This window comes from Frigoribacterium sp. Leaf172, from assembly GCF_001424285.1.
Classification (GTDB): Bacteria; Actinomycetota; Actinomycetes; order Actinomycetales; family Microbacteriaceae; genus Frigoribacterium.
Window position 1 is genome coordinate 951,531 of sequence record NZ_LMPB01000002.1, and the last position, 20,762, is coordinate 972,292.

19 protein-coding genes and 1 pseudogene are annotated in these 20,762 nt (G+C 71.9%); 15 read left to right on the forward strand and 5 right to left on the reverse strand.

What is annotated here, in order from left to right; translation table 11 throughout:
* Positions 1-157: 157 nt before the first annotated feature.
* The 5 genes from ASF89_RS10680 (at position 158) to ASF89_RS10700 (ending at position 5,006) form a co-directional block, all read left to right on the forward strand.
* Complete coding sequence (locus ASF89_RS10680; protein ID WP_055814923.1) at positions 158-1,342, forward strand: glycosyltransferase family 1 protein; 1,185 nt, start codon at positions 158-160, stop codon at positions 1,340-1,342.
* 132 nt (positions 1,343-1,474) lie between these two features.
* On the forward strand, positions 1,475-1,927 hold the full coding sequence (gene sdhC, locus ASF89_RS10685; protein ID WP_082475083.1) for a succinate dehydrogenase, cytochrome b556 subunit: 453 nt from the start codon (positions 1,475-1,477) through the stop codon (positions 1,925-1,927).
* 4 nt (positions 1,928-1,931) lie between these two features.
* Positions 1,932-2,375 carry a succinate dehydrogenase, hydrophobic membrane anchor protein gene (gene sdhD / locus ASF89_RS10690; protein WP_055796004.1) on the forward strand — a complete coding sequence of 148 codons (444 nt, stop codon included), beginning with the start codon at positions 1,932-1,934 and terminating at the stop codon, positions 2,373-2,375.
* A gap of 65 nt (positions 2,376-2,440) precedes the next feature.
* Positions 2,441-4,249 (forward strand): succinate dehydrogenase flavoprotein subunit, encoded by a 1,809-nt coding sequence (gene sdhA / locus ASF89_RS10695; protein WP_055795999.1) that lies wholly within the window; start codon positions 2,441-2,443, stop codon positions 4,247-4,249.
* Between the two features lies 1 nt (position 4,250).
* Complete coding sequence (locus ASF89_RS10700) at positions 4,251-5,006, forward strand: succinate dehydrogenase iron-sulfur subunit (protein ID WP_055795997.1); 756 nt, start codon at positions 4,251-4,253, stop codon at positions 5,004-5,006.
* A gap of 94 nt (positions 5,007-5,100) precedes the next feature.
* Here the strand turns inward: ASF89_RS10700 and ASF89_RS10705 are convergent, their stop codons facing one another.
* Together ASF89_RS10705 and ASF89_RS10710 are read right to left on the reverse strand one after the other, a co-directional pair.
* Positions 5,101-5,448, reverse strand: coding sequence for a hypothetical protein (locus ASF89_RS10705; protein ID WP_055795995.1), 348 nt, complete (start codon positions 5,446-5,448; stop codon positions 5,101-5,103).
* Positions 5,438-6,628 carry a DUF6177 family protein gene (locus tag ASF89_RS10710; RefSeq protein ID WP_156463371.1) on the reverse strand — a complete coding sequence of 397 codons (1,191 nt, stop codon included), beginning with the start codon at positions 6,626-6,628 and terminating at the stop codon, positions 5,438-5,440. Before ASF89_RS10710 ends, ASF89_RS10705 begins: the two co-directional genes overlap by 11 nt.
* Positions 6,629-6,837: 209 nt before the next feature.
* Here ASF89_RS10710 and ASF89_RS10715 point away from each other — a divergent pair, with 209 nt between their 5' ends.
* Positions 6,838-7,290, forward strand: coding sequence for a hypothetical protein (locus tag ASF89_RS10715; protein WP_055795989.1), 453 nt, complete (start codon positions 6,838-6,840; stop codon positions 7,288-7,290).
* Positions 7,291-7,294: 4 nt separating this feature from the next.
* On the opposite strand, the gene ptsP is transcribed toward ASF89_RS10715, so the two are convergent.
* Positions 7,295-8,950, reverse strand: coding sequence for a phosphoenolpyruvate--protein phosphotransferase (gene ptsP / locus ASF89_RS10720; RefSeq protein ID WP_082475082.1), 1,656 nt, complete (start codon positions 8,948-8,950; stop codon positions 7,295-7,297).
* 152 nt (positions 8,951-9,102) lie between these two features.
* On the opposite strand from ptsP, the gene ASF89_RS10725 reads away from it, so the two are divergent.
* From ASF89_RS10725 to ASF89_RS10765, 9 genes and pseudogenes are all read left to right on the forward strand, one after another.
* Complete coding sequence (locus tag ASF89_RS10725) at positions 9,103-10,206, forward strand: YihY/virulence factor BrkB family protein (protein WP_055814453.1); 1,104 nt, start codon at positions 9,103-9,105, stop codon at positions 10,204-10,206.
* A gap of 10 nt (positions 10,207-10,216) precedes the next feature.
* On the forward strand, positions 10,217-11,062 hold the full coding sequence (locus ASF89_RS10730; protein WP_055798228.1) for an exodeoxyribonuclease III: 846 nt from the start codon (positions 10,217-10,219) through the stop codon (positions 11,060-11,062).
* Between the two features lie 23 nt (positions 11,063-11,085).
* Positions 11,086-12,141, forward strand: a complete 1,056-nt coding sequence (gene trpS / locus ASF89_RS10735; RefSeq protein WP_082489928.1) for a tryptophan--tRNA ligase — start codon at positions 11,086-11,088, stop codon at positions 12,139-12,141.
* 2 nt (positions 12,142-12,143) lie between these two features.
* Positions 12,144-12,788: a GNAT family N-acetyltransferase gene (locus ASF89_RS10740; protein WP_055795983.1), complete on the forward strand. Its 645-nt coding sequence runs from the start codon at positions 12,144-12,146 to the stop codon at positions 12,786-12,788.
* Positions 12,785-13,819 (forward strand): bifunctional diaminohydroxyphosphoribosylaminopyrimidine deaminase/5-amino-6-(5-phosphoribosylamino)uracil reductase RibD, encoded by a 1,035-nt coding sequence (gene ribD, locus ASF89_RS10745; RefSeq protein WP_055814456.1) that lies wholly within the window; start codon positions 12,785-12,787, stop codon positions 13,817-13,819. Before ASF89_RS10740 ends, ribD begins: the two co-directional genes overlap by 4 nt.
* Positions 13,820-13,842: 23 nt before the next feature.
* Positions 13,843-14,457 (forward strand): annotated as a pseudogene (gene ribA / locus ASF89_RS10750) (GTP cyclohydrolase II); the annotation flags it as partial.
* Between the two features lie 178 nt (positions 14,458-14,635).
* Positions 14,636-15,982, forward strand: coding sequence for an MFS transporter (locus tag ASF89_RS10755; RefSeq protein ID WP_055814462.1), 1,347 nt, complete (start codon positions 14,636-14,638; stop codon positions 15,980-15,982).
* 101 nt (positions 15,983-16,083) lie between these two features.
* Positions 16,084-17,985 carry an ABC transporter ATP-binding protein gene (locus ASF89_RS10760; RefSeq protein ID WP_055814465.1) on the forward strand — a complete coding sequence of 634 codons (1,902 nt, stop codon included), beginning with the start codon at positions 16,084-16,086 and terminating at the stop codon, positions 17,983-17,985.
* Positions 17,986-18,017: 32 nt separating this feature from the next.
* Positions 18,018-19,058 (forward strand): enoyl-CoA hydratase/isomerase family protein, encoded by a 1,041-nt coding sequence (locus tag ASF89_RS10765; protein ID WP_055814468.1) that lies wholly within the window; start codon positions 18,018-18,020, stop codon positions 19,056-19,058.
* A 30-nt stretch (positions 19,059-19,088) separates the two neighbouring features.
* On the opposite strand, the gene ASF89_RS10770 is transcribed toward ASF89_RS10765, so the two are convergent.
* Positions 19,089-20,117, reverse strand: coding sequence for a Gfo/Idh/MocA family oxidoreductase (locus ASF89_RS10770; protein WP_055814471.1), 1,029 nt, complete (start codon positions 20,115-20,117; stop codon positions 19,089-19,091).
* The gene (locus ASF89_RS10775; RefSeq protein ID WP_082489929.1) at positions 20,114-20,761 is read right to left on the reverse strand and encodes an isochorismatase family protein; all 648 of its coding nucleotides are present in this window, start codon (positions 20,759-20,761) and stop codon (positions 20,114-20,116) included. The genes ASF89_RS10770 and ASF89_RS10775 overlap by 4 nt, the downstream gene beginning before the upstream one ends.
* Between the last annotated feature and the right edge of the window lies 1 nt (position 20,762).

A 20,762-nucleotide genomic window follows, 5' to 3' on the forward strand; every position in this document is an offset into this window, starting at 1 on the left:
CGGCGTCGGTCGGCGCTCCCCTCGGCCGTCGACCCCGCGGGTCACCCCGGCGCTCACCCGGCCGTTCATGCGGACGCCACCCGTCGGCCACGACGTCGAGGCGGGGACGACACCCGGCGGCGTCAGCCTGGGCTCACCGCGAGCCGAGGAGCACCGTTTGAGAGTCGTCGTCGTGACCGAGAGCTTCCTCCCCACCGTCAACGGGGTGACGACCAGCGTCCTCCGGGTGCTCGACCACCTCGCGGCCCGGGGGCACGAGGCACTGGTCATCGCGCCCGCCGGGCGCGGCCACGACTCGTACGCCGGGTTCCCGGTGCACCGGGTTCCCTCGGTCGCCTACCGCCAGTTCCCCGTGGGGCTGCCCAACCCCTCGGTCGCGGGCGCCATCGCCGCCTTCGCCCCCGACGTGGTGCACGCGGCGTCGCCGTTCCTGCTCGGTGCCCAGGCGATCTCGGCCGCGGCGCGACTCGGCGTCCCGAGCGTCGCCGTCTTCCAGACCGACGTGGCCCGGTACGCGGCGACGTCCGGACTCGGAGCGACCACCGCCTCCCTGGCCTGGCGCCTCGTCCGTCGGATCCACCAGCAGGCGACGCTGACGCTCGTGCCCTCGACGGCGTCGCGCCGGGATCTCGAGGCCGTGGGCGTGGACCGGCTGGCGACGTGGGGGCGCGGCGTCGACTCGGTCCGCTACCACCCCAACCACCGCCACTCCCCCGCGACGGCGGCGTTCCGCGCCACACTGGCGGACCCCGACGAGGTCGTCGTCGGGTACGTCGGTCGTCTCGCCGCGGAGAAGGAGCTCGACCGCCTCGCCGCCCTGCGGGGCGTCGAGGGCATGCGACTGGCGATCATCGGCGGCGGCCCGAGTCTGCCCGGGCTCCGTCGGCGACTGCGGCACCTGGACCCGGTCTTCACGGGGCCGCTGCACGGCTCGGACCTGGCGACGGCCTATGCGTCGCTCGACGTCTTCGTGCACACGGGGACGACCGAGACCTTCGGTCAGACCATCCAGGAGGCGCACGCCAGCGGGGTGCCGGTGGTCGCCCCGGCGGCCGGCGGGCCTCTCGATCTCGTGCGCCACGGCGTCGACGGCTATCTCGTCGACCCCCGTCACGACCACTCGCTCCGTCGAGCCGTGCGCCGACTCGTGGAGGCGCCGGAGCTCCGCGCGCGTCTCGGCGAGGCGGGACGACGGGCCGTCGTCGGGCGGACGTGGGAGCGCCTCGGCGACGATCTGCTCGAGCACTACGCCGACGCGCGTCGCTCGATGGCCGCCGCGCTGCCGGTCGGGCCGCGGTCCGCCGAGGCCCCGCGCGCCCGCGGTCTTTCGACATCGAACTAATTGGACCGGCCGTGTCCGCCGGGCGAGCGGCCTCGAACATAGACTGAGGACGTTCTGAGAACACATACGGCGGACACGGCTGTCCTCTTCCGACGACAGCCGGACCGCCCCAGTCCGCAAGGAGGGCAGCTCATGGCCGAGCAGTCGACGGGAACCCTGGCCTCACCGTCAGGGCGACAGGGGGCACCCGAGATCGGGGAGCCCCGCGGGAAGAACCGCCTGGTCGGCACCCTCTACCGCGGACGCGAGGGCATGTGGTCGTGGGTCCTGCACCGCATCACCGGCGTCAGCATCTACTTCTTCCTGCTCGTGCACATCCTCGACACGGCTCTCGTGCGGATCAGCCCCGAGGCGTACAACGCCGTGATCGGCACGTACAAGAACCCCGTCATGGGACTCGGCGAGACCGCGCTCGTCGCGGCGATCCTGTTCCACGCCCTCAACGGCCTGCGCATCATCCTCATCGACTTCTGGGGCCCCGGCACGAGGCACCAGCGTCTCCTCTTCTGGATCGTGATCGGCGTGGCCGCGGTGCTCTTCGCCGGCTTCGCCCCCCGCCACCTCATGAACGTCTTCTCGGAGTAGCACGATGACCACCGACACCATCGAGGCCCCCCGGTCGGCCCGCCCCGCCTCCCGCAGCTCGAACCTCGAGAAATGGGGCTGGATCTACATGCGGGCGAGCGGCGTCGTCCTCGTCGTCCTGATCTTCGGGCACCTCTTCATCAACCTGCTCGCCGCCGAGGGCGGGATCAAGGCCATCGACTTCGCCTTCGTGGCGGGCAAGTGGGCCTCGCCGTTCTGGCAGGTCTACGACACGCTCCTTCTCTGGCTCGCGCTCATCCACGGATCGAACGGGATGCGGACGATCGTGAACGACTACGTCTCGAAGCCCCTGGTCCGCCGGGTCCTCCTCGGCGCGCTGCTCGTGTCGTCCGTCGTGCTGCTGACCCTCGGCACCCTCGTGATCTACACGTTCGATCCGTGCCCGGCCGGCGCCCCCGCCGATCTGCTGCCCTCGATCTGCTCGTAGGCGCCCGGCCCGACCCGCGCCTCCTCGACCACACTCCCCTGCACCACACACCGACGGAAAGCACCGTGACCACACCTTCCCCCGCTCCTGAGAGCACCATCGTCGACGGCATCCACTACCACCAGCACGACATCGTCATCGTGGGAGCAGGAGGCGCGGGGATGCGGGCCGCCATCGAGGCCGGTCCGAACGCCAGCACCGCCGTCATCTCGAAGCTCTACCCCACGCGCTCGCACACCGGAGCCGCGCAGGGCGGCATGGCCGCGGCCCTGGCCAACGTGGAGGACGACAACTGGGAGTGGCACACCTTCGACACGGTCAAGGGAGGCGACTACCTCGTCGACCAGGACGCCGCCGAGATCCTCGCCAAGGAGGCCATCGACGCCGTCCTCGACCTCGAGAACATGGGGCTGCCCTTCAACCGGACGCCCGAGGGCAAGATCGATCAGCGTCGCTTCGGCGGGCACACGGCGGAGCACGGCAAGAACCCCGTCCGTCGCGCCTGCTACGCCGCCGACCGCACCGGCCACATGATCCTCCAGACCCTGTACCAGAACTGCGTCAAGCACGGGATCAACTTCTTCAACGAGTTCTACGTCCTCGACCTGATCATGGGCGAGATCGACGGGGAGGAGCGCCCGGCCGGCGTCATCGCCTACGAGCTCGCGACCGGCGACCTGCACGTCTTCCAGGGCAAGGCCGTCATCTTCGCGACCGGGGGCTTCGGCAAGATCTACAAGACGACGTCGAACGCGCACACCCTCACGGGAGACGGCGTCGGCATCATCTGGCGGAAGGGTCTGCCGCTGGAGGACATGGAGTTCTTCCAGTTCCACCCGACCGGCCTCGCCGGTCTCGGCATCCTCCTCAGCGAGGCGGCGCGCGGCGAGGGCGCGATCCTCCGCAACAGCGAGGGCGAGCGCTTCATGGAGCGCTACGCCCCCACCATCAAGGACCTCGCACCTCGCGACATCGTCGCCCGCTGCATGGCGACCGAGATCCGCGAGGGCCGAGGCGCCGGTCCGCACAAGGACTACGTCTACCTCGACATCACCCACCTCGACCCCGCGGTGATCGACGCCAAGCTGCCCGACATCACCGAGTTCGCCCGCACCTACCTCGGTGTCGAGCCCTACACCGAGCCCGTCCCCGTCCTCCCGACGGCGCACTACGCGATGGGCGGCATCCCGACGAACGTCAAGGCCGAGGTGCTGCGCGACAACACGACCGTCGTCCCGGGCCTCTACGCCGCCGGCGAGTGCGCCTGCGTGAGCGTGCACGGCTCGAACCGCCTCGGGACGAACTCGCTGCTCGACATCAACGTCTTCGGCAAGCGCGCCGGCAACAACGCGGTCGAGTTCGTCCGGGACGCCCCCTTCGTCCCGCTGCCCGACGACCCGGCGGGCTTCGTCCGGGGGCTCGTGGCCGACGTCCGCGCCGCGACCGGCACCGAGCGCATCGCGACCCTCCGCAAGGAGCTGCAGGACAGCATGGATCGGAACGCGCAGGTCTTCCGCACGGAAGAGACCCTCGACGAGGTCACGCACGTGATCGCCGACCTGCGGGAGCGGTTCAAGAACATCAGCGTGCAGGACAAGGGCAAGCGGTTCAACACCGATCTGCTCGAGGCGATCGAGCTCGGGTTCCTGCTCGACCTCGCCGAGGTCGTCGTGTACTCGGCGCGCTCGCGCCAGGAGAGCCGCGGCGGGCACTTCCGCGAGGACTACCCGACACGCGACGACGAGAACTGGCTCGTGCACACGATGGCCTACCTGACGGGCGACCCGCACTCGTCGCTCGCCGGCGACCACATCCGCCTCGACACGAAGCCCGTCGTCATCACGAACTACCAGCCGATGGAACGGAAGTACTGACATGAGCACCGCTGTCCTCGAGAACGCCCCCGCCGGGGCCGACGCCGTCCCCACCTTCACCGCGACGCTGATCATCCGGCGTTTCGACCCCGAGGTGGACTCCGAGCCGCGCTGGCAGGACTTCGACGTCCAGGTGCTGCCGACCGACCGCGTGCTCGACGCGCTGCACCAGATCAAGTGGGAGCAGGACGGCTCGCTGACCTTCCGCCGCTCGTGCGCGCACGGCATCTGCGGCTCGGACGCCATGCGGATCAACGGCCGCAACCGCCTCGCCTGCAAGACCCTCATCAAGGACCTCGACCTGACGCAGCCGATCTACGTCGAGGCGATCAAGGGCCTGCCCCTCGAGAAGGACCTCGTCGTCGACATGGAGCCGTTCTTCCAGTCGTACCGTGAGATCCAGCCGTTCCTGATGGCCTCCTCCAAGCCGGAGAAGGAGCGCCTGCAGAGCGCCACGCAGCGGGCCCGCTTCGACGACACGACCAAGTGCATCCTCTGCGCCGCGTGCACCTCGAGCTGCCCGGTCTTCTGGACCGACGGCCAGTACTTCGGGCCGGCCGCGATCGTCAACGCGCACCGGTTCATCTTCGACTCGCGCGACGAGGGCGCTCAGGTCCGACTCGACATCCTCAACGACAAAGAGGGCGTCTGGCGCTGCCGCACGACCTTCAACTGCACCGAGGCGTGCCCTCGCGGCATCCAGGTGACCCAGGCGATCGCCGAGGTCAAGCAGGCCGTCCTCCGCGGGAAGGCCTAGCGCAGATCGGAGTCATGACGAGGGGTGCCGGGCGATCGCCCGGCACCCCTCGTCATGCGACGCCCGACGCCGGCCGAGCCGCCACCGTCAGGGCTCAGTCGTCCTCGACGATGCAGACGGCGTCGAGGGCCAGGGCGAGGCGGAGAGCCACCGACACACCGGCCTCGCCGTCGTCTCCGAGGGGCGCCGACGCGTCGATCCAGAAGACCGGGAGGCGCACCTCCGGCGGGTCGGGCAGCAGGCGCTCGATCTCGCCCACCGTCGCGAGCTCCTGAGCGCCGTAGACGGTCAGCAGGGCCCGGCCGCCCCGGGCGAAGACCTGGTGAGCCGTCGCCCCGTCGATCGGTCGGACCCCGTACGACTCGTCGATGGCGCGTGCCGCCGTCGCGAGATCGAGTCCGTCGGGAGCCTGAGGACTCAGGATCGTGATGTCACGAGGCACTGTCGCGCCCCTCCTTCGCCTCTCCGTCGTCGGTCGACGGGTCGTCGGGCCCGTCGGGGGTCTCGTGGTCGGCCGGCGAGGTCTCCGCACCGTCGGCGTCGCCCTGGTGCAGGAGGTCGAACTCCTGGAGGTCCTCCTCCCAGGTCTGCAGCAGCGGGCTCGAGACGAGGGTGGCGAGGCGTTCGGGTCCGACGGCCTCGAGGGTCTGGTGGAGGGCGTCCCACCCGGCGGTCCTCGCGTCGCCGAGCGGCAGGACGAACGCCGGGAGGCTCGGTCGACCGACGACCTTGGCGTCGTCACCCGTCGGGAGCGTCGCCAGCTCGAGGCCGAGCCGCCTGACCGACGGCGCCCCGATCAGCAGGGCGACGGGGTTGGGAGGCGGGTAGGTGACGGCGCAGACGCACCGGTCGGCCTCGCCCTCGCGGGCCACGACGAGCGCGAACGTCGGCAGACTCCGCCGCGCGATCTCGGCCAGGGCGTCCGTGAGACGCGTGATGCCGGCGTCGAGCGAGTCTCCCTCGACGTCGTCGACCACGTCGACCGTCACGGAGACCGTCTCCTCGATGCCGTGCTCGGTGACACGGGCGGTGACGGTCCCCGAGAGGTGAGGCCCCTCGGCGAGGATCCGCAGGGGCTCCGGAGCCGCGTGCCTGGCGTGCTGCGTCATGACCCACCGGTCCCACGGATGCAGCAACGGCTCGGTCACGCCCCAGGAGACGGGGAGACTGCCGGAGACGGCCTCGGCGATGAGCTCCACCGCGCCTCCCAGGCTGGTGTCGTGCGCGGCGCGATGCAGGATGGTCAGGTCGACCGTCAGCTGGATCCTCGTGTCGATCGCCTGGCTGATCTCGGGGAACTCGACCACCTCCGTGCCGACCTCCTCGACGGGCGTGCCCGCGTCGTCGACGTCGACGTACGGGCGACCGGTGAGACCGTCGCGCAGGTCTCCGCGGTCGTCGTGCACGACCCAGGCGGCTCCTGCCTCGACCAGGGCCGATCGGAGTCCGACCGTGAGCCGCGACCGCTCGCTCGAGACGAGGACGACGCGCCGGCGATGACGACGACGACGCAGGAGATCCGCCAGGGGCGGGCTCAGGCGGAGCACCCGGCCCCGACCGTCGACACGGACCACGCGCGACGTGACGGCGTCGACGAGAGGATGTTGAATTGGGGTTCCCACACGCCCAGTCTGCTCCACGGAAGCCGAGGCGGTCCGGACCGCCGCCGACTCGCAGCCCCCGCGCATGGCCGGGCGGGGACCCCGGGAGGCCACCGCGCGGGCTCGACGACGATGCGGGCGCGGACGCCTAAACTGATGAGAGCTCCTCACGGGTCGTCGACGACGCCCGCGACGACTCCACCACGACCCCGAACGAGAGGCCGCGACGCATGGACGTCACCCGCCAGCAGCAATTGCAGAACGAGATCGCCGCGACGTTCGCGGAGTCCCTCGCCGGCCACGACTGGGCCGAGGCGACGCTCTTCCTCGTCGAGGTCGGTTCCACGTCGCGCGTGTGGGTCGACGCCCTCGATGCCGCCGGCGGTGTGAAGCACGGTCTCGCGGTCCCCGACGTGGCTGGGGCCGGATCGCGCCTCCGCGAGGTCATGGCCGACCCGGAGAAGGGCGCCTGGTTCTCGTTCGCGTTGTCTCTGACGAGCGACGGGTCGTTCACGGCCCGCTTCACCCTCGATCGCCGCGTCTACGACAACCCTGCGTCGCCGTTCGAGCCGGGCCCGACCGGCGACGTGCCCACGGACGCGGACTACGTCGCCGATCTCGAGCGGTTCCCGCGCAGCGACCGTTACCGGCCGACCTGGCTGCCGGCGGCCCGGTCGCTCTGACGGACTAGCGGGCCGCGACGACCGCCTCGGCGGCTTCGCGGGCGCCCGACGCCGTCGTCGCCTCGATCGCGGCGGCGGCCAGAGCCTTCGCCTGCTCGAGCGTGTGACCGCCCAGCTCGAGGCGGACGTCGGCCAGGGCGGCCGGGGTCATCGACAGGGTCGTGGCTCCGAGACCGACGAGCACCACGGCGAGCAGCGGGTCGGCGGCGGCCTCGCCGCAGATGCCGACGGGCTTGCCGGCCGACGCGCCGGCCTCGCCGAGGGCTCGGACGAGGCGCAGGACCGCGGGGTGCCACGGGTCCTGGTACGAGGCGACGGAGCCGAGCATGCGGTCGGCGGCCAGCGTGTACTGCGTGAGGTCGTTGGTTCCGATGCTGACGAAGTCGGCGGTGCGGAGCACCTGGTCGGCCAGGACCGCGAGCGACGGCACCTCGGCCATGACGCCGACGGTCTTCAGCCCGAGCTCGCGTCCGAGGGCGACGAAGTACTCGGTCTCCTCCGCGTCGCTCACCATGGGGGCCATGACCCACAGGTCCGCGGTGGTGGCGGCCTGGGCCTGGGCGAGCGCGGTCAGCTGGTCGCGGAGGATGTCCTCTTTGACCCGGAGGGCCCGCAGCCCGCGGAGGCCGAGCGCCGGGTTCTCCTCGTGGGCGTCGTTCAGGAAGCTCAGGGGCTTGTCGGCACCGGCGTCGAGCGCGCGGACGACGACCTTCTTCCCGGGGAACGCCTCGAGGAGGGCCGTGTAGCTCGCCGTCTGACTCTCGACCGTCGGCGCCGTCGACGAGCCGAGGAAGAGGAACTCCGTGCGGAAGAGGCCGACGCCCTCGGCACCCAGCTCGACCGCGCCGGCGGCCTCGTCCGGCGAGCCCAGGTTGGCCAGCAGCGGGACGACGTGACCGTCGGCGAGCGCACCGTCGGTCAACGGGGCCGCGGCCGCGGCGCGGCGGTCGGCGATGCGCTTCTCGGCGGCCGCGATCTCGTCGGCCGAGGGGTCGACGGTGACGACGCCCGTCGCGGCGTCCGCGACGACCATGGTGCCGTCGACGAGCTCGAGGGCGCCGGTCACGCCGACGATCGCCGGGATGGACTTGGAGCGCGCGAGGATCGCGGTGTGCGACGTCGGGCCGCCGTCGCGTGTGATGAGGGCGAGGACCTTGTCGAGGTCGAGCAGCGCCGTGTCGGCCGGAGCCAGGTCGGGGGCGACGAGCACGAACGGGGTGTCGCTCTCGGGGACGCCGGGCGCCGCGACTCCGCGGAGCGACGCGATGACGCGCTGGGCGACGTCGCCCAGGTCGGTGGCGCGTTCGGCCATGTAGCCGCCCATGCCGACGAGCATCTCCTGGAAGGCGGCGAACGCCTCGAAGACCGCCCGCTCGCCCGTCGCGCCGTCGGCGATGCGCTGCTCGACGTCGTCGGCCAGCGTGGGGTCGACCGCCATGAGCGCCTGGGCGTCGAGGACGTCCTTCGCCTCTCCGCCGGCCTTCTCACCGCGGGCCGTCAGATCGTCCGCGACCGTCCGGAGGGCACGGGTCACTCCGGCGAACTCGGCGTCCGCCTCGGTCGCGCGCTTCTCGGTGCCCGGTTCCGGGAGGGGATCCGGCATCCGCAGGATCGGGCCGACGGCCACTCCGCGTCCGACGCCAACGCCCTGTAGTGCCACTGTGAACCTCTTCGTATCGGTGAGTTCGGATGCCGGGCACGAGCGGTGAGCACGCGCCACGCGGTCGTCCGCCATCGTACGCGAGAGGCGTCCCGTTCCGACGCCCCGTGCGCCCGCCGGACGCGCGCCTCCCCCGCCCCTACCCTGGGACGATGCGACGACGACGAGGAGAGGAGAGGCACCCGGCCCGCCCCGGGATCGACGACGACCAGGCGACGCGATCGAGGGCCGCCCGGGTCGCGACCGCACGACCCGTCAGGGTCGTCGGACGCTACGTCGGTGCGAAGGGCCCCCTGCTGGCCGCCGGTCTCACGTATCAGGCGCTGTTCGCGCTGTTCGCCGGGCTGTGGGTCGGCTTCTCGGTCGCCGGATTCGTCGTGTCGGGCGACGAGGCCCTCCGCGACCAGCTCGTCGTCTTCATCCGCACGGCCGTCCCGGGTCTGATCCAGGACTCCTCCGGGGCCGGGGTCGTCGACCCGGACGCCCTGCTCGACGCGACCGTCTTCGGCTGGACGGGCGCGATCGCCCTCGTCGGCCTCCTCTTGTCGTCGATCACGCTGTTCGGCGGCATGCGCGACTCCGTCCGGACGATCTTCCGGGCGCCCTCCCCCGCGACCCCGTTCCTGCGGCTGGTGCTCCGCGACCTCGGCCTGGCGATCGCCTTCGGCGCGGCCGTCGTCGTGTCGGCCACCGTGTCGCTGCTCAGCACGACGGCGGTGCGCTGGGCGCTGCACCTGCTCGATCTGTCGACGAGCTCGCCGGCGTCGGTCCTGCTGCTCCGCGCGACCGCGCTCGTACTCGTGTTCCTGTTCGACGCCGTCGTCCTGGCCGCGCTGTTCCGGGTGCTGGCGGGTCTGCACATCCCCGGCCGGCGCCTCCTCGTCGGCTCCGCGATCGGGGCGGCGGGGTTCGTGGCGCTGACCGTCGTCGGCGGCACCCTGCTCCGCGCGACGGGCAGCAACCCGCTGCTCGCGTCGTTCGCTGCGATCATCGGTCTGCTCATCGTCATCGACCTCCTCTGCCAGGTGCTGCTGCTCGCCGCGGCGTGGATCGCGGTCGGCATGGACGACATCGGAGTGCTCGCCGACCCGCATCAGGAGGCCGAGCGGCTCCGGGTGCTCGAGGAGGAGCGGCTGGCTCAGGAGGCGCGGGTCGCCTCCCGGTCCCGCCGGGCCGTCTCGGCGGTGCGGGGCCTGCTCATCCGGGTGCCCCTGCCGTCGCGCCGGCGCGGCGGGGGTGACGGTGGCCGCCGGTAGTCTTCTGCGCATGGGAACACGCCTCCGTCTCGCCTCCGTCAACGTCAACGGCATCCGGGCCGCGTACCGCAAGGGAATGGGCGACTGGCTCGCCGACCGCGATGTGGACATCCTCACGCTCCAAGAGGTGCGGGCTACGACCGACGATCTCGAGGGTCTGCTCGGCCCCGACTGGAACGTCATCCACCATCCCGCCACGGCGAAGGGCCGCGCCGGCGTCGCCATCGCGTCGCGCGGCGTCGCCGACGTGCACCGCGTCGAGCTCGGCGCCGACGACTTCGACAGCGCGGGTCGCTGGATCGAGGCGGATTACGACGTCGACGGCACGATCGTCACGGTCGTGAGCACGTACGTGCACTCGGGCGAGGTGGGCACCGAGAAGCAGGACGAGAAATGGAAGTTCCTCGACGCCATGACCGAGCGTCTGCCCCAGCTGGCGGCGCACAACCGACTCGCCGTCGTCACGGGCGACCTCAACGTGGGTCACCGCGAGCTCGACATCAAGAACTGGAAGGGCAACGTGAAGCGGGCAGGGTTCCTGCCCCGCGAGCGCTCGTACTTCGACCGGTTCTTCGGCGAGTCCGGTGCGGCGGTCGAGACCGTCGACGGCACGGGCGGGCAGGGGCTCGGCTGGGTCGACGTGGGCCGCCGTCTCTCGGGCGAGGTCGAGGGGCCGTACTCGTGGTGGTCCTGGCGGGGCCAGGCCTTCGACAACGACACCGGGTGGCGCATCGACTACCACGTCGCCACTCCGGACCTCGCCGACAAGGCCACCGCTCACACCATCGACCGTGCAGCCTCGTACGACAAGCGCTGGTCGGACCACGCCCCCGTCGTCGTCGACTACGACATCTGATCTCTCCGACCCCTGAGGACGTCATGACCGGCACCACCCCCTCCCCTGATCCCACCGCTGCCAGCGCCGACCCGTCGCGCCGTCCCCGGCTCTTCTCCGGCATGCAGCCCTCGGCCGACTCCCTCCACATCGGCAACTACGTCGGCGCCCTGCTGCAGTGGCGCGACCAGCAGTCCACGCACGACGCCCTCTTCTGCGTCGTCGACATGCACGCCATCACCGTCGCGCAGGACCCTGCCACGCTGCGCGAGTCGACCCGTCGCACGGCCGCGCAGTACATCGCGGCGGGAATCGATCCGGCGCTGTCCACTCTCTTCATCCAGTCGCACGTCCCGGCCCATGCCCAGCTCGCCTGGGTGCTGAACACGCTGACGGGCTTCGGCGAGGCGAGCCGGATGACGCAGTTCAAAGACAAGGCCGCCAAGCAGGGTGCCGACTCCGCGTCCCTCGGGCTCTTCGCCTATCCGACCCTGATGGCCGCCGACATCCTGCTCTACGGCGCCGAGGTCGTCCCGGTCGGCGACGACCAGCGCCAGCACGTCGAGCTGACCAGAGACCTCGCCACCCGCTTCAACTCACGGTTCGGCACGACGTTCGTGGTCCCCGAGGCGACCATCCAGAAGGAGTCGGCCCGGGTCTACGACCTGCAGAACCCCGAGTCGAAGATGAGCAAGTCGGCCGCCACCGAGTCGGGTGTGGTGTGGATGCTCGACGAGCCCTCGCGGACGGCCAAGAAGATCAAGTCCGCCGTCACCGACACCGAGCGCGAGATCCGCTTCGACCGGGGCGCCAAGCCGGGTGTCTCGAACCTGCTGACCATCCAGTCCGCCTTCACCGGTCGAACGGTGGCGGACCTCGAGGAGCACTACACGGGTCGCGGCTACGGCGACCTCAAGAAGGACGTCGCCGAGGTCGTCGTCGAGACCTTCACGCCGATCCGCGCGCGCGCCCTCGAGCTGCTCGACGACCCGGCGGAGCTCGATCGCGTCCTGGCCGGCAACGCCGACCGCGCGAACGAGATCGCGCAGTCGACCCTCGACACGGTGCACGACCGCATCGGCTTCCTCCGCAAGGCCTGATCGTGCAGCCCTTCGTCCTGGCATCCGACGCGGTTCGCCTCGCGGTGCCCGAACGGGCCGACATCCCCGCCGTGGTCGACGCCTGCAGCGACCCCCTGCTGCAGAAGTACACGACGGTGCCGGTGCCGTACGACTCGTCCGACGCCGAGTTCTTCCTCCGGCGGATCGTCGACCACGGCTGGTCGACGGGTCGCGAGTACACCTGGGGCGTCAGGGCTCCGGGTTCGTCGCTGCTCGTGGGCATGATCAGTCTCCGGTTCGCCGACGACGACATCGGCTTCTGGATGTCCCCCGGCTACCGCGGGCGCGGGCTCATGACGGCCGCCGTCGGGCTGGTCGCCGACTGGGCCTTCTCGACCGGCGGCGTGGACGAGCTCTACTGGGAGGCGTTCCTCGACAACGACGGCAGCGCCGGGGTCGCCCGCTCGGCCGGATTCCGCTACACCGGCGACGCCCGCGGTCTGCACCCCGACCGCGACGGCTCGCACCCGCTCTGCCGGACAGGGCGTCTCCGCGCCGGAGATGACCGTACGGTGAAGACCGGCTGGCCGCTCACGGGTCCCCGCTCGGAATACCCCCGAGACGCCGGGGTTGACTCCCCTGATCGCATCGCACCGGGCGGCACGATCGAGTCGGAGACCGCATGACCCCGCCATCGAGCGCCTATGACGCCCCGATGCGGCGCGCGTTCGAGCTGGCCGGTCGAGGCACCTCCCTCGGGCGGAATCCCCAGGTCGGCTGCGTCCTGCTGCGCTCCGACTCGTCCGTCGCGGCGGAGGGCTGGCACCGCGGCTCCGGGACCCCGCACGCGGAGGTCGACGCCCTGGCCAGGCTGCGGCCCGACGAGACCCGTGGTCTGACCGCGGTGGTCAGTCTCGAACCCTGCGACCACACCGGTCTCACGGGCCCCTGCAGCGAGGCTCTGATCGAGGCGGGGGTGTCGCGCGTCGTGTACGCCGTGGCGGATCCGGGCGAGGCGTCCTCGGGTGGTGCGGAGCGCCTCCGCCGAGCGGGTGTCGAGGTCCTCGGCGGGGTGCTCGCCGAGGAGGGCGAGGAGGAGATCCGACCCTGGCTCGTCGCGACGCGATCCCGTCGCCCCTTCGTGACGCTCAAATGGGCGTCGAGCCTCGACGGCCGCTCCGCCGCCGCCGACGGCAGCAGCCAGTGGATCACGGGCGCGGCGGCCCGTCAGCACGTCCACGAGCGACGCGCGGCCCACGATGCCATCCTCGTCGGCACGGGCACCGTCTTCGCCGACGACCCCAGCCTCACCGCGCGCGGCGACGCCGGCGAGCTGCTGCCCGAGCAGCCCCTGCCCGTCGTCCTCGGTCGGCGCCGCGTCCCCGACGGCGCAGCGCTCCGCCGCCATCCGAGACCGCTGGTCGAGACCGGCAGCCGCGACGTGGCCGGGGTGCTCTCCGACCTCTTCGACCGAGGCGTGCGTCGTCTCTTCGTCGAGGGCGGCCCCACCGTGGCCAGCGAGTTCGTGCGCCTCGGTCTGGTCGACGACTACCTCCTCTACCTCGCCCCCACCCTCATCGGCGGCCCGCGGGCGGCTCTCGGCGACCTCGGCGTCGAGACCATCGGCGAGCAGATCCGTCTCACGACGACGCGAATCACCCCGTTGGGCGACGATCTCGTCATCGTCGCCCGCGCCCAGCACCGGAGTACGCCATGACCACCACGCCAGCCGCCGCACCCCAGATCTCGTTCGAGGTCGAGACCACCGTCCCGACGACCCACGGCACGTTCGCGTTCCGCGCCTATCGCGATCTCGTCACCGGCGCCGACCACATCGCCGTGGTGGCGACGCGTCCCGACGGTTCGGCTCCCGGCGGCGGCGCTCTCGTCCGTGTGCACTCCGAATGCCTGACGGGCGAGGCGTTCGGCTCGCTGAAGTGCGAGTGCGGCCCGCAGCTCGATGCCGCGCTCGACATCATCCACGAGCAGGGCGGCGTGGTGGTCTACCTCCGCGGCCACGAGGGGCGGGGCATCGGCCTGGTCGACAAGCTGCGCGCCTACCGTCTCCAAGAGGACGGCTACGACACCCTCGACGCCAACCTCGCCCTCGGTCTCCCGGCCGACTCCCGTCAGTACGGTGCCGCCGCCGACATCCTCCGCGACCTCGGCATCGACGAGATCCGGCTGCTCAGCAACAACCCCGAGAAGCGCCGCCAGCTGGTCGAGCACGGCATCGTCGTCTCCGAGCTCGTCCCGCTCGTGGTCGGCGTCGGCGCCGACAACGAGGGCTACCTCGACACGAAGCGCGACCGCATGGGCCACCAGCTGCCCGGGCACCTCCCGTCCGACGGGTGAGCGACGCTCACCGGCACGCTAAACTGAAAGACGGCTGTCACGAGCGGCCGAACCACACCGGCGTCGTGCGCCCCTGCTGATCCCCGGCCGTCGCACGTCGCGACGAAGCCCTGCGCGCCCCACCCGGCGCCGCCCCGTCGCCGCCGGCATCGCCTCCCCCCGCCGCTCCGGAGTACCCATGTCGTCATCCGCCGTCGCCTCGTCGACGCACCCCGCCCCTCCTGCCAACAAGCGCTCGCGCGTCATCATCGCGAGCCTCGTCGGCACGTCCATCGAGTTCTACGATTTCTACGTCTACGCCACCGCCGCCGTGCTGGTGTTCCCGACGATCTTCTTCGCGAACGACGACCCGGCGGTCGCCCGTCTGGCCTCGTTCGCCGTCTTCGGCGTCGCCTTCATCGCGCGCCCCGTGGGGTCGATCGTGTTCGGCCACTTCGGCGACCGGATCGGCCGCAAGGGCACCCTGGTCGCCTCGCTGCTGACGATGGGCATCGCGACCGTGCTGATCGGCTGCATCCCGGCCGGCACGACGCCCGGCTGGGCCGTCGCCGGGCCCGCGTGCCTCGTCGTGCTGCGCTTCTGCCAGGGCCTCGGCCTCGGCGGCGAGTGGAGCGGCGCCGCGCTGCTGGCGACCGAGAACGCGCCGAAGAACCGTCGCGCCATCTACGGCACGTTCCCGCAGCTCGGGGCCCCGATCGGCTTCATCATCGCGAACCTGCTCTTCGTGCTGCTCAACACCACCCTCACGGAAGAGCAGTTCATGTCGTGGGGCTGGCGTCTGCCGTTCCTCGCGAGCGCGCTGTTGGTGATCATCGGGCTCTACGTGCGCTTCAAGCTCATCGAGACGCCCGCGTTCCAGAAGGTCGTCGACTCGGGCTCCGTCGCGAAGCTGCCGCTCGCGCGTGTGTTCACGACGAGCTGGCGCCCGCTCATCCTCGGCACGTTCATCATGCTGGCGACGTACACGCTCTTCTACCTCATGACGACCTTCACGCTGACGTTCGGCACGGCCGACGCGGCGGGCGACCCGGCCGGTCTCGGGATCCCGCGCACGCAGTTCCTGTGGATGCTCATCCTCGGCGTGGTCTTCTTCGGCATCTTCACCCTCGTCTCCGGACCTCTGGCCGAGAAGTACGGCCGCCGCACGACCCTGATCTGCGTGACGGCCGGCATCCTCGTCTTCGGGTTCCTCTTCGCCCCGCTCTTCGCGGGCGGCGTCCTGGGCGCTCAGGCGCTGCTGATCATCGGGTTCGTGCTGATGGGGCTCACCTTCGGCCCGATGGGCGCCGTGCTGCCCGAGCTGTTCCCGACCAGCGTGCGGTACACGGGATCGGCGATCAGCTACAACGTCGCCAGCATCCTCGGTGCCGCCGTCGCGCCGTTCATCGCCGTGGCTCTGTGGACCGCCGCGGGCGGCAGCACCTGGCTGGTGGGCCTGTACCTGTCGTCGATGGCGCTGCTCACCCTGATCGCCCTGGTGCTGAGCCGCGAGACCCGCGACGTGGACTACGAGGCGGTCGACTGACAGGTGGGGTGCGCGCCGACGAAGTACGGTCGTAGTCGGCGGTCCGTCGATCGCCGCGAGCACCGCCGCGCCCGGCGCGGTCGCCAGGCACGAGAGGCATCATGAGCTCCGACACGAGCGCGCGCACCCCCACGACACCCGCCGAGGAGGCGCGGGTCGACGCCCCGAGACCGCGTCGCCGACTCGGTGGCCGTCGCCCTCCCGAGGGGCCCCGTGCCACGTTCCGTCAGCTGCTGCCGTACCTGTTCGAGCACCGGCGGGTCATGGCGGTGATCATCGTGCTCAGCGTGCTGGGCGCCGCCGCGTCGCTCGGTCAGCCGCTGCTCGTCCAGCGGGTCATCGCCGTCGTCGAGCAGGGCGATCCCCTCGGCCGTCTGGTCTGGGCGCTCGTCGCGCTCGTGGTGGCCGCCGGCCTGCTGAGCGGGTTCCAGCACTATCTGCTGCAGCGGACCGGCGAGGGGGTCGTCCTCTCGAGCCGTCGACGCCTCGTGGGCCGGATGCTCCGCCTCCCCATCAGCGAGTTCGACACGCGCCGGACGGGCGATCTCGTGTCGCGGGTCGGCTCGGACACGACGCTGCTGCGGGCCGTGCTGACCCAGGGTCTCGTCGAGGCCATCGGGGGCAGCCTCACCTTCATCGGCGCGCTGGTCGGCATGTTCCTGATCGATCCGGTCCTGCTGGGGTTGACGGTCCTCGTCGTCGCCGTCTCGGTGGTCGTCGTGGTGCTGCTCTCGGGACGCATCCGGGTCGCGAGCCGACAGGCGCAGGAGAAGGTGGGCGATCTCACGGCCGCCGTCGAGCGGGCCATCAGCTCGGTGCGCACGATCCGCGCCTCCGGTGCCACGGAGCGCGAGATCGCGGCGGTCGAGCTCGACGCGGTGGGGGCCTATCAGCGCGGACTCCAGGTCGCCCGGATCTCGGCCCTCGTCGTGCCGATCTCGTCGATCGCTCTGCAGGCGTCGTTCCTGGTCGTGCTCGGGGTGGGCGGCTTCCGCGTCGCCAGCGGCGACATCACCATCGCGTCCCTGGTCTCGTTCGTGCTGTTCCTGTTCCTGATGATCATGCCGCTCGGGCAGGCGCTGGGCGCCGTGCTGAGCGTCAACCAGGCGCTCGGGGCGCTCGGTCGGATCCAGGAGATCCTCGACCTGCCGTCGGAGGACCACGACGACGTCCGCACGGCCGCCGGGATCCCTGCGGGCGGCCCCGCCGGCACGGCCGACGCCGTGACCTTCGACGACGTCCACTTCCGCTACCCCGCCTCGCCCGATGCCGCGCCCGCCGCCGACGACGGGTCGGGCGACGGAGCCCCGGCCGACGACGATCTCACCGTCCTGCGCGGCATCAGCTTCTCCGCGCCCGCCGGGCGCCGGACGGCCCTGGTCGGACCCTCGGGAGCCGGGAAGAGCACCATGCTCGCCCTGATCGAGCGCTTCTACGACCCGACCTCCGGGACCGTCCGGGTCGACGGCGTCGACGTGCGCAGCCTCGACCGCGTCGACCTGCGCTCGCGCATCGGCTACGTCGAACAGGACGCCCCGGTTCTCGCCGGCACGATCCGCGACAACCTCACCCTCGGCTCCCCCGAGGCCACCGACGACGACTGCCGCCGCGTGCTCGAGGCCGTGAACCTCACGGCCGTGCTCGAACGCGGGGACGAGGGTCTCGACGCTCAGGTCGGCGAGGACGGCGTCATGCTCTCGGGCGGCGAGCGCCAGCGTCTGGCCATCGCCCGCACGCTGCTCTCGGCGCCGCCCATCCTGCTGCTCGACGAGTCGACATCCAGTCTCGACGGGGTGAACGAGCAGCGCCTCCGCGGGGCCATCGACGCCGTCGCTCAGGACCGCACGCTCATCGTGATCGCCCACCGCCTGTCGACGGTCGTCGACAGCGACCAGATCGTCGTCGTCGACAGCGGACGGGTCGTCGGCGTCGGAACCCACTCCGAGCTGGTCGTCAGCACGCCGCTCTACCGCGACCTGGCGAAGCACCAGCTGCTCGTCTGACGTCCGACGCGGGTGCGCGCTACCGTGACCCCATGAGCGACGACGCCGACGACCTCCCGATCGCGACTGAGACGATCGGGGGTGTCGGGGTCCTGACCCTCGATCGACCCGGGACGATCAACGCCGTGTCCGAGCGGATGCTCGAGCTGATCGACCTGGCGTTGACGGCGTTCGAACACGATCCCGCCGTCGGGGCCGTGGTCATCCGCGGCGCGGGTCCGCGGGGCTTCTGCGCGGGCGGCGACATCACGCAGATCCACCGCAACGGCACGACCGACCCCGCCCGCAGCATCGCCATGTGGCGGCGGGAGTACCTCGGGGTGCTGCGGCTGTCACGATTCGCGAAACCCATCGTGTCGCTGCTCGACGGGGTCGCCATGGGCGCGGGCGTCGGGCTCGGCGGGCACGTCTCGCTGCGGGTGGTCACCGAGCGCAGCGCCGTGGGGATGCCCGAGACGCTGATCGGGCTGACCCCCGACGCCGGCGGCAGCCACCTCCTCGCGCGCACCCCGGGCGAGCTGGGCACCCACCTGGCGCTGACCGGCCGCGCCATGACCGGAGCCGACGCGATCCTGACCGGCTTCGCCGACGTCCTCGTGCCGTCCGATCGGCTCGACGAGATCGTCCCCACCCTCGGACGCGGCGGCCTCGAGGCGGTCCGGGCTCTGGCCACCCCGCCGCCCCCCGCTCCCCTCGCCGAGGCGGCCTCGTGGATCGACGCCGCGTACGAGGGCGACGACGCCGTCGCGATCGTCCGTCGGCTCCGCGCAGCGGCGGCCGGGGGCGTCCAGGACGCCGGAGGCGCGGCGGACGACATCGAGGCCGCGTCGCCCACCTCGGTGGTCCTGACCCTCGAGGCGCTGCGTCGCGCCCGCCGCCTCCCCGACCTCGAGGCCGTGCTCGGTCAGGAGCTCGGACTCGTCAGCGCCCTGGCCGACTCCGCGGATCTCGTCGAGGGCATCCGCGCCCGGGTCGTCGACAAGGACCGCCGCCCCCGGTGGACGCCGGCGCGACTGGCCGACGTCGATGCGCCCGCCGTGATCGACCGGGTGGACTGGGCGACCCGGCTGTGAGCGACGGGACGACCTGCTCGACGCGGACGGTCAGCGTGCCGTGCGCCGCGCCTCCTCGATGACCTCGAGGGCTGCGAGCGCGTCGCGCGGATCGACCGGCACCTCGGCTTCGCCGCGCATGGCGGCGGCGAGACGGCGGTAGAACAGGGGGTAGCGTCCTCGCTCGGTGGGCACGACCCGCCGATCGTCGCCGACGCCCACGGTGCCGTGCCCGTCGGCGCCCACGAGACCGTACTCCGGATCGGAGGGCGAGAGACCCGACGCGAGCTGCACCTCCTGCGGGTCGAGGCCCGAGACGACGTAGGCCCCCTCTGAGCCGAGGACGCGGAGGCGCGGGCCGGGCTGCGCGGCGACGTGACTCATCCAGAGACGCGACCGGACGCCGCCCGCGTGACGCAGGGACACCATGACGTCGTCGTCGGCCACCGCCGAGGGGCGACGCGTGGCGATCTCGGCCCGGACGTCGTCGACCGGGCCGAACAGCCGGAGGGCCTGGTCGACGAGGTGCGGACCGAGGTCGAAGAGGATGCCGCCGCCGTCGGAGGCGGTGGCCGAGGACTTCCAGCCCGCCCGGTTGGCGGTCTTCCAGGGTTCGAAGCGCGACTCGAAGGTGTGGACCTCGCCGAGCGAGCCGTCGGCGACCAGGCGCGAGGCGGTCAGGTAGTCGCCGTCGTAGCGGCGGTTCTGATAGACGGTCAGCAGTCGGTCGGCGCTCTCGGCCTCGGCGATCAGCTCACGGGCCTCGCGGGCGGTCGTGGCGACCGGCTTGTCGACGACGACGGCGGATCCCGCGCGGAGCGCCTCGACCGCGACGTCCGCGTGCGTGGCGTTGGGGGTGGCGACGACGACGAGGTCGAGCCCCATGCTCGCGAGGTCGGCGCTGCTCGGCACGACGGCGGCACCGGGGTGGCGGCGCCTCGCATCGGCGGCCCGATCGTCGTCGCGCGTGACCACGGCCTCGACCCGGTACTCGGGGTCGTCGGCGAGCAGAGCGCCGTGGAACACGCGACCCGCGAGGCCGAAGCCGACGATTCCGACGCGGATCGGCTCGCCGGTCACGCGTCGGCTCCCGGGTCGACGGTGGACCCGGCGTCGGCGTCGACGTCGACGTCGCGCTCGGCGTCGAGCCCGGCCCGGTCGATGAGGACGGCGCCCGCCCCGGTCATCTCCGCGAGCGCGGCCTCGCTCGAGACCGGGGCGACGCCTGCGACGAGATCCGTGACGACGCGCACGGCGAACCCCGCGGCGAGAGCGTCGAGCACCGAGGCCCGCACGCAGTGGTCGGTCGCGAGCCCGACGACGTCGACGGCGTCGACCCGACGCCCGCGGAGCACGTCGGCCACGGCCCCGCCGTCGTCGGTCACGCCCTCGAAGGCGGAGTACGAGGGGCTGCCCGTCCCCTTCGTGAGATGCACGTCGATCGTCGACGCGTCGAGGGCCGGGTGGTACTCGGCGCCCGCCGTCCCCTGCACGCAGTGGACCGGCCACGAGTCGACGAAGTCGGGGACGGGCGAGAAGTGGCCGCCGTTGTCGGAGTCCGCCTCGTGCCAGTCGCGGCTGGCGAGCACGAGGTCGTACGCGTCGCGTCGGTGGGCGAGGAGCTCGGCGACCCCCTCGGCCACCCGGGCGCCGCCGGCGACGCCGAGCGCGCCTCCTTCGGTGAAGTCGTTCTGGACGTCGATGACGAGGAGTGCTCTGACCATG

Coding starts and splice junctions, on each gene's coding strand:
- sdhC (WP_082475083.1), top strand. CDS start 1,475: ATGGCCGAGCAGTCGACGGGAACCCTGGCCTCACCGTCAGGGCGACAG.
- sdhD (WP_055796004.1), top strand. CDS start 1,932: ATGACCACCGACACCATCGAGGCCCCCCGGTCGGCCCGCCCCGCCTCC.
- ASF89_RS10700 (WP_055795997.1), top strand. CDS start 4,251: ATGAGCACCGCTGTCCTCGAGAACGCCCCCGCCGGGGCCGACGCCGTC.
- ASF89_RS10715 (WP_055795989.1), top strand. CDS start 6,838: ATGGACGTCACCCGCCAGCAGCAATTGCAGAACGAGATCGCCGCGACG.
- ASF89_RS10725 (WP_055814453.1), top strand. CDS start 9,103: ATGCGACGACGACGAGGAGAGGAGAGGCACCCGGCCCGCCCCGGGATC.
- ASF89_RS10730 (WP_055798228.1), top strand. CDS start 10,217: ATGGGAACACGCCTCCGTCTCGCCTCCGTCAACGTCAACGGCATCCGG.
- trpS (WP_082489928.1), top strand. CDS start 11,086: ATGACCGGCACCACCCCCTCCCCTGATCCCACCGCTGCCAGCGCCGAC.
- ribD (WP_055814456.1), top strand. CDS start 12,785: ATGACCCCGCCATCGAGCGCCTATGACGCCCCGATGCGGCGCGCGTTC.
- ASF89_RS10755 (WP_055814462.1), top strand. CDS start 14,636: ATGTCGTCATCCGCCGTCGCCTCGTCGACGCACCCCGCCCCTCCTGCC.
- ASF89_RS10760 (WP_055814465.1), top strand. CDS start 16,084: ATGAGCTCCGACACGAGCGCGCGCACCCCCACGACACCCGCCGAGGAG.
- ASF89_RS10765 (WP_055814468.1), top strand. CDS start 18,018: ATGAGCGACGACGCCGACGACCTCCCGATCGCGACTGAGACGATCGGG.
- ASF89_RS10775 (WP_082489929.1), bottom strand. CDS start 20,761: ATGGTCAGAGCACTCCTCGTCATCGACGTCCAGAACGACTTCACCGAA.